Here is a 6662-nt window from a genome sequence, read left to right as displayed (position 1 = left end):
ACATGAAGTAAAGAGTTATATGACTTATTACAACCATTATAGATATCAATGGAATTTAAAGAAGATGACCCCTGTGCAATACAGGAATCATCTTGACAATGTAGCTTAGTCTTTTTTTAAAATGTCCTTGACAAAGGGTACATTTCAATTTGCCCAAGAAGTAATTAGGAGAGGTCTATCACACACGATAGCCGATCCCTCTGGGGGAACCGCTTATCCATAACCCGTAGTGTCCGCTACGGGTTATTTAGTATATACATTTCTTAATTTTATTATAACATGTTTTTTCGTGATTTTGAATGGGATTTACTTGAGGTAAAGTCTTTTTTGAAAAAGTTGTCGAAAATATCTATTAATTAATGGGGATGTTATAATAGTTTTATCAATAGATCGGCTTCATATGAGGGGTGGCGCACCTTGTTATTCCTTCTTTGGGTGAAGGGAGATGAGATGACGCTAACGTCCTGATAAGTTCAATGGGAGTCAAAAACTCCCGCTGATTGAAGTCTTGCTTTATGAAAAATATGTGAGTGTCACAGCGTAATCTTTCATCCTACTCCATACTCATCAAACGATTTGGTGATGTTCTACTATAGTGTTATAATTTAGATTAATCTTATCTGTCTTAAAAATGGAGGTAACATGTTAACTTTTGAACAAAAATTAAAAATAGTGGAATCTTTTCCTGAACTAACAAGACATAATGTATCGATGAATCGAGTTAATTTTCATTATGAAGAAAGCGCTGATGATAAAAAGAATGTAGTGTATCATTTGCATCCGAATGGAAATGGATTTGTTTATGCAGAATATCTGAATGACTATGATACGGATCACAAAGGCATGATTAATATCCGAGACTTTTCTGAAGCGGAATTACGTACTGTGATCCAAAAGTCCATCGAATCCTTGTCCTTCACTGAAACGGAGTCTGAAGAAGAGCAATGGATCAATGCAGAAGAACAAACGCTCCTTTTAGTGAACGAAGAAGATTTGTGGAACGTGTATGCCGGTCAAAATCTTGATGGTACCTTTCGTTCATATAATGAAGCAAGAGCCTATTTAGAGGAAGAGGGATTTACAAGAGCATAATTGTACAGGTGTTTGTTTTCCTCCCTGCTAAATCATTGTCAATACTGGTGAATGGTTACCAGGGAAGAAAATAGTAGCCGTTTGCAATAGGAATGACCCCCTTCTTAATTATAGAAGGGGGCATTTTTTAAATTTCATAACATTTTCCAATGTCATTGTTTTTGAATTTGTCTACTGTATAATTGATGTAAATAGATCTAATATTAAACGAGGTGGTTAATGATGACTGCTGAAGAGATTATGAAAGCAATGAATAACGCAGAACGAATTAAAGAAGCTAAGTGAAAGATAAATACCTTGTTCAATAATCGAGATCCTCTATGGCTTATACTCTTCACCGCTATGTATATAATGAGCAACGAAACCAAAGGCATCATCTAAGGTTAAAATGTCCCAATTTTCTTTTCGTTGCTCTCTGTCACCAGGTACATGATGATGGTGATGTGGTTCGGTTTTTATTTTGAATTTCTCTGGAGTCCATGGCGCATCGTGAGGTTCATTTTCCCAAGCAGAAATATGAGGATACAACTTGCCCATTTTTGGAATAATAATTTTCCATTGGTAATGATACTCGATGACTAAACCATCTTTATACTTTTCAGTTGCATGTAATCCTGTCTTCCTGTGTACAGGGTGTTCTTTTAGTGGAAATAGTACTGATAACTTATTATTCGTCCTCTTATAATTACCATATATAGAATCCTTCGGTGCAACCTGAGGATAACTGTATAATAAGTTTTCGTATTTTCCTAATATTTCTGGGATGTTGGCTGGGAGAAGAACTCTTTTCAACTCACTACTACTCAATATCCTTCTCTCCTATAATTAGTTTGGTTAACTCCTCTTCCTCTTCAAGCAAATCCCGCCATTCATAATAATCAGAGGGATCATCCATCGCATCAATGTTCATCCCCTCGAAGGCTTTTTCAATATAAGGAGTCTTGTATTTTTTTTTATATTGCAGTTGTTCTTCATGAACTTCACTTAAACGTTCTTCGGGTGTTTGATGTAAACGCTTCCTCTCTTGATACAGGTATTGCATTTTAATGCAATAAACAGGATCCTTCCAAAGTTCTACCGCATGTTTTGGAATTTTATTATGAGAAGACGTATCTATATGTTCAAACCCCTGTTTCATATATTTGTTAAGGGTAACGTTAGATACACCTAAAAGTTCTGCTGCTTGTTTTGGTTTGATTAAATAGTCATCTCGATATTCGAAGCCAATTTCCTGACTACTAATTTGATAATACCATTCTTCTAAGTCTACCTTAAGTTTCCCAAATTCTAAATCAGTAGTTGGTTGATGGAGCATCATCAGACGTTTTAACCACTTCAGTAATGCTGAACGGTTTTGTTCCGATAAAATGTATGGATCATTGAAATGAAGGTAGGACGTATCAAAAGTGATTTCCTTTAGCCGATCCTTGAATGTCCCTAACATTATGACAATTATTTGGCTTAAGACATAGCTTGTTTCTTTTTCAATCTTTGATTTGTTTTGTGACTTGTAAGCATTCTCAATATCTTTTTCTGTTTCTTCAAATATTGTCGCAGTCATCATTCTCACCTCTTTCACCTCCATTATAACTTCTTGATTAATAATATGCCAATTATAGTTAATTAATGATTTTGGTTAAATCATTAATCATTTTATCCTATCATTGAAAAAACATACGTAAGTATTCTATTAATCACTTTTATTCTTGTATAGTTATATGCAAGATGTGATACATGAAATGAAGCAACGGAGTAAACATATACTTCTAAACCATTCCTTTGTTTCATTAACATACGAAAAAGATCAATATATCTTTAAAATTAATTTAGAAATTCCTATTTATCTACACTTTTCGCTCCACTACCAAATATAGTATAATGGAACCATCTTATATGTTAAAAACAGATGATAATAATGAAGGATAAATTACAGATATTAAGTGACCGATTAAATGATATTAGCAGAAGCAACCGTTCTATACGTTTGCTGAAAATGTATAATAAATGGACATTCGATCTAGCTGAATTAACTAAAGTGGAGAAAGATCCGATGGAAGTATTGAAAGCGCTTGTGGATGATAAACCAAATTTGGCACACTTGGACAAGCAGGTGGAGAAAACCGTTTAAATGTAGCGGTAACACGCGCTAAGCAAGAAATTCATTTAGTATCCAGTATTTAGGCCAATATTTTTAGCGTTGGTGACATTGAGTTCATGCGACTCAATTATCGGATTGATTTAGCGGTAGTTGAGCCAAATGATCCGAGTAAGTATGTATTAGGGATAGAATGTGATGGAGCGATGTAACATAGTTCGCCAGCAGCAAGAGAACGTGATATTTACAGGCAGAGATTTTTGAAATCGAAAGGCTGGAAGATTGAGAGGATTTGGAGTCGAAATTGGAGGAAGGGTCCGTTTGGGGAGGTGGAGTGGCTGATCGGGTGGTTAAGGAGTTAGGCTAACATTAATAAAATCAAAAAAGTGATTTTTCAATATCAACATAATTAGTGTAAAGGAAAAGTAGTACGCATAGATTTTTTTTAATAATAACTAAATGGATGAGGAGGCTATTTATGGTTTCAGTAACGAATAGAGTGAAGCAAGTGAAGCAGCCAAGAGGTGGTTATATTAAACCAAAGGAATTTAATGTTATCAACAGGGTGGATGACAAAGAACTATATGGTAATGAAAATATACATAGCATTTTGATGGGCATAACTGTCGATTATCTTGCTAGGTTTACAATGGGTACTCCAAAAGAAATAGCTTTTAAAATTGCTATTTTAGGATCTCAATTGGTGAATGAATACGATTACGCAATGGAATTATTAGAAGGCGTTGTTGGTATTGATAACCAATCTATTAATAATGCTTGTAAGTTAGCTGGATTTGATTCTGCTTATAGAGCGGGCAAAAGAGCGTATGTACCAGTCCAGTCTATTAATGCTGATAACGACACCATATCAAACGTCAAAATTATGGTGGAGCGTAGTGTTTCGTTTTGGAAGGATTATGGTCCTGTTGTACAAGAAGGTTTCATGTTTGAAGGGGGATACACTGAAATCGTTTCTACTGGAGATGGTGATTTTCTAACTGAATCAACCTTATGGGATTTTAAAGTTTCAAAAAATGAGCCTACCAACAAACACACACTGCAACTCTTAATGTATTATTTAATGGGCAAACACTCTGTTCATGAAGAATTTCAAAAAATTGAACAATTAGGAATTTTTAATCCTAGGTTGAACAAAGTTTACTTGTTGGATATTAATGAGATATCTGAGGAAGTAATTACTCGAGTTTCTAGTGAAGTGATTGGTTATTAAAATAGTAAGGTTACAGGAAGTCTGCTTACGTATTCTGGCAATCACTTAAATAAATGAGTTCGCTAACCTTTAGGGCGATCATCAATTTTTCAGTTATAACTAGTAGACATAGGTGGACCTTCTCTTAGAGTTGTTTTCGAAGACACCTTATTTATAGGAAGCGGTTTTTAGAGTCAAAAGGATGGAAGATTGAGAGGGTTTGGAGTCGAAATTGGTGGAAGGATCCGTTTGGAGAGGTGGAGCGGATAGAACGGGTGATTCAGGAATTGAGTTAATGATGTAGGGATGTTCTGTAGCTAAATGATACCGGTCTACTTATTTCAATCGTTAAAATTGTAAAGAGAAGCAATTTGAGGAATTTAAGAAATAGATCCAAGTTGTCTAGAAAGAATACGAATATTGAAGAATTTTCATATAATGGGAGTGTGATTGAGATGTTGCAAGAAAGAGTTAATCAATTAAAAAGTGCCATATTGGAAATCGATGATAAGAAGGTTCGTGTGTGGGGATTTCTTAGAGAAGATATGTTGTTAATGCATTTAGATAAAGGTTTAAAATGTTGGAGCTCCCAAGGTTTATATGAGTATCAGGATTTAGAGTTTCACAACTGCAAAAACAATGCTTTATTCATAATAAAAAAAGAGGGAAAAGAAATTAGCAGACATCAATACAAATCTGTATATAAAGATACTATCAAAATGAAGAATGAACATGGGAAAACCACTTCGCTTACATTTACGATTAGAAAAAGCAGCTATAGTGCTCATTATCACTTCAATTCGGAAAAGGACTCAATACTTTTTGAAAATAAGGAGAAGCTAGATCAATATCTTTTAGACAAGTACAGTTATAGATGGGAGAGTTAAGTATGAAAAACATGATTTTGGTTGATATTGAAACACTTGATTTTAGCGTCGATTCAGGAATTTATGAAGTAGCTTTATTGGTTTTGGAAGATGGCAACATCATTGATAGTGTGCATATTGCAGAAGTGGAAGATGAATCGTTAATCCATTTGGGTATGGGCGAAGGATATGCCGATATCTCTCAGAATCCATCCAAAATAAGTGAGTTCAGAAATGTTATCGATACCTATAGCTATCCAATTGTTGCACATAATGTTCCTTTTGATCGTAAGTTCTTGGTGCACTATGGCTGGTTAGATGAAAATTATGAGTGCTACGATTCGATACGAGCCATAAAATATGAAAATCCACATTTGTTTTCGTATTCGTTAGAATATCTCGTTAATTTTTATAATGTCGATTCATCCTTAACACATACAGCATTGGATGATGTTAGAGTACTCTATGAAGTTATTATGAAAGCGAATCCAAATACCTGGATTCCTTTGTACAAGGTTTCGCCCAAAAAATTTAAAAAGTTTGTAGAAGCGTCAGCAAAAGTTGAAGGAGAAAGTGACCTTTTTAAGGATAAACGAATTGTGTTTACCGGTGCAAGTCCATTCCCAAGGGTGTTAATGAAAGAAATTGCATCTAAATGTGGTGCAAAAGTAACGGGAAGTGTGTCACCGAAAACAGATCTTTTAATTTGTGGAGAAAATCCAGGTAGTAAATTAGATAAAGCGAGGGAATTAGGAGTTGAAATCCAAACAGATGAATGGTTTATCGATGCTGTATCGAAAGATATGAATTTAGAAACAGCTACGGTTACATATCACAACCATACTGTCAAAAGAGAAATAAGCCCTCAATTTACCAAAGTACCTGCATTTCAAGGGAAAGTAGTAAACATAGCATTACTGCCTTTTAACGTCCAAAGTAAAGTGGAAAGCATCTTAACAGAACAATTGGGTGTGTCTGGAATCAATAAAGGATCAAATGGCTATAAGGTGGATATGATCATCTATTCCGATCATGGTAACTATCAATTATTAAAGAAAGCAGAAGAATTACAAATTGAAGCCATTCCTCTTTCAAAATTTAATCAAATGCTATTAAACTAAGAAAAGGAGAGGTACCATGGGCTTTTTAGAATTTATCAAGAAATATATGTTGAGGAATGATTCTCAGCAGACTCCAAAAAATTACAAGGGGCATTGAGGTTCTACTTTATGATTACGCGTAACTCTATAATAATATCAATCATGAACAGTGACACACTTTACAACTAGTTATATTAAACGCATTTTTCTAGCTGCGAAAGTTGAAGGTGTTTCTAAAGTGGTTATTATGAATGGAGAACCAACCTAAGAGTGAACAGAGACAGCGAAAAGAAGGGACT

Annotated in this window: 8 protein-coding genes and 1 pseudogene; 7 read left to right on the top strand and 2 right to left on the bottom strand. The window is 34.7% G+C overall.

What is annotated here, in order from left to right; all coding sequences use genetic code 11:
* Window positions 1-109, top strand: a 109-nt coding sequence (locus SH601_RS16735) for an IS3 family transposase (protein ID WP_319959484.1), incomplete at its 5' end; no start/stop codon positions are given.
* Between the two features lie 533 nt (window positions 110-642).
* On the top strand, window positions 643-1092 hold the full coding sequence (locus SH601_RS16730; protein WP_319959483.1) for a hypothetical protein: 450 nt from the start codon (window positions 643-645) through the stop codon (window positions 1090-1092).
* Window positions 1093-1410: 318 nt separating this feature from the next.
* On the opposite strand, the gene SH601_RS16725 is transcribed toward SH601_RS16730, so the two are convergent.
* Entirely contained in the window at window positions 1411-1899 is a 489-nt protein-coding gene (locus SH601_RS16725; protein ID WP_319959482.1) for a DUF6516 family protein, read from the bottom strand.
* Window positions 1892-2653, bottom strand: a complete 762-nt coding sequence (locus SH601_RS16720) for a MerR family transcriptional regulator (RefSeq protein WP_319959481.1) — start codon at window positions 2651-2653, stop codon at window positions 1892-1894. Before SH601_RS16720 ends, SH601_RS16725 begins: the two co-directional genes overlap by 8 nt.
* 354 nt (window positions 2654-3007) lie before the next feature.
* On the opposite strand from SH601_RS16720, the gene SH601_RS16715 reads away from it, so the two are divergent.
* The 5 genes and pseudogenes from SH601_RS16715 to SH601_RS16695 all read left to right on the top strand — a co-directional run bounded on the left by SH601_RS16715 (window position 3008) and on the right by SH601_RS16695 (window position 6384).
* Window positions 3008-3220, top strand: a complete 213-nt coding sequence (locus SH601_RS16715) for a hypothetical protein (protein ID WP_319959479.1) — start codon at window positions 3008-3010, stop codon at window positions 3218-3220.
* A gap of 191 nt (window positions 3221-3411) precedes the next feature.
* A pseudogene (locus tag SH601_RS16710) lies at window positions 3412-3549 on the top strand (hypothetical protein); the annotation flags it as partial.
* Between the two features lie 116 nt (window positions 3550-3665).
* The gene (locus SH601_RS16705; protein WP_319959478.1) at window positions 3666-4418 is read left to right on the top strand and encodes a hypothetical protein; all 753 of its coding nucleotides are present in this window, start codon (window positions 3666-3668) and stop codon (window positions 4416-4418) included.
* Between the two features lie 434 nt (window positions 4419-4852).
* Entirely contained in the window at window positions 4853-5284 is a 432-nt protein-coding gene (locus SH601_RS16700) for a hypothetical protein (RefSeq protein WP_319959477.1), read from the top strand.
* 2 nt (window positions 5285-5286) lie between these two features.
* Window positions 5287-6384 (top strand): 3'-5' exonuclease, encoded by a 1098-nt coding sequence (locus SH601_RS16695; protein ID WP_319959476.1) that lies wholly within the window; start codon window positions 5287-5289, stop codon window positions 6382-6384.
* Window positions 6385-6662: the final 278 nt, after the last annotated feature.

Origin of the sequence: Gracilibacillus pellucidus (assembly GCF_033949965.1) — a bacterium.
In the GTDB taxonomy this organism is placed as follows: Bacteria; Bacillota; Bacilli; order Bacillales; family Amphibacillaceae; genus Gracilibacillus; species Gracilibacillus pellucidus.
The sequence above is the reverse complement of the archived record's forward strand: the minus strand, read 5'-3'. Positions and strand labels throughout refer to the sequence as shown.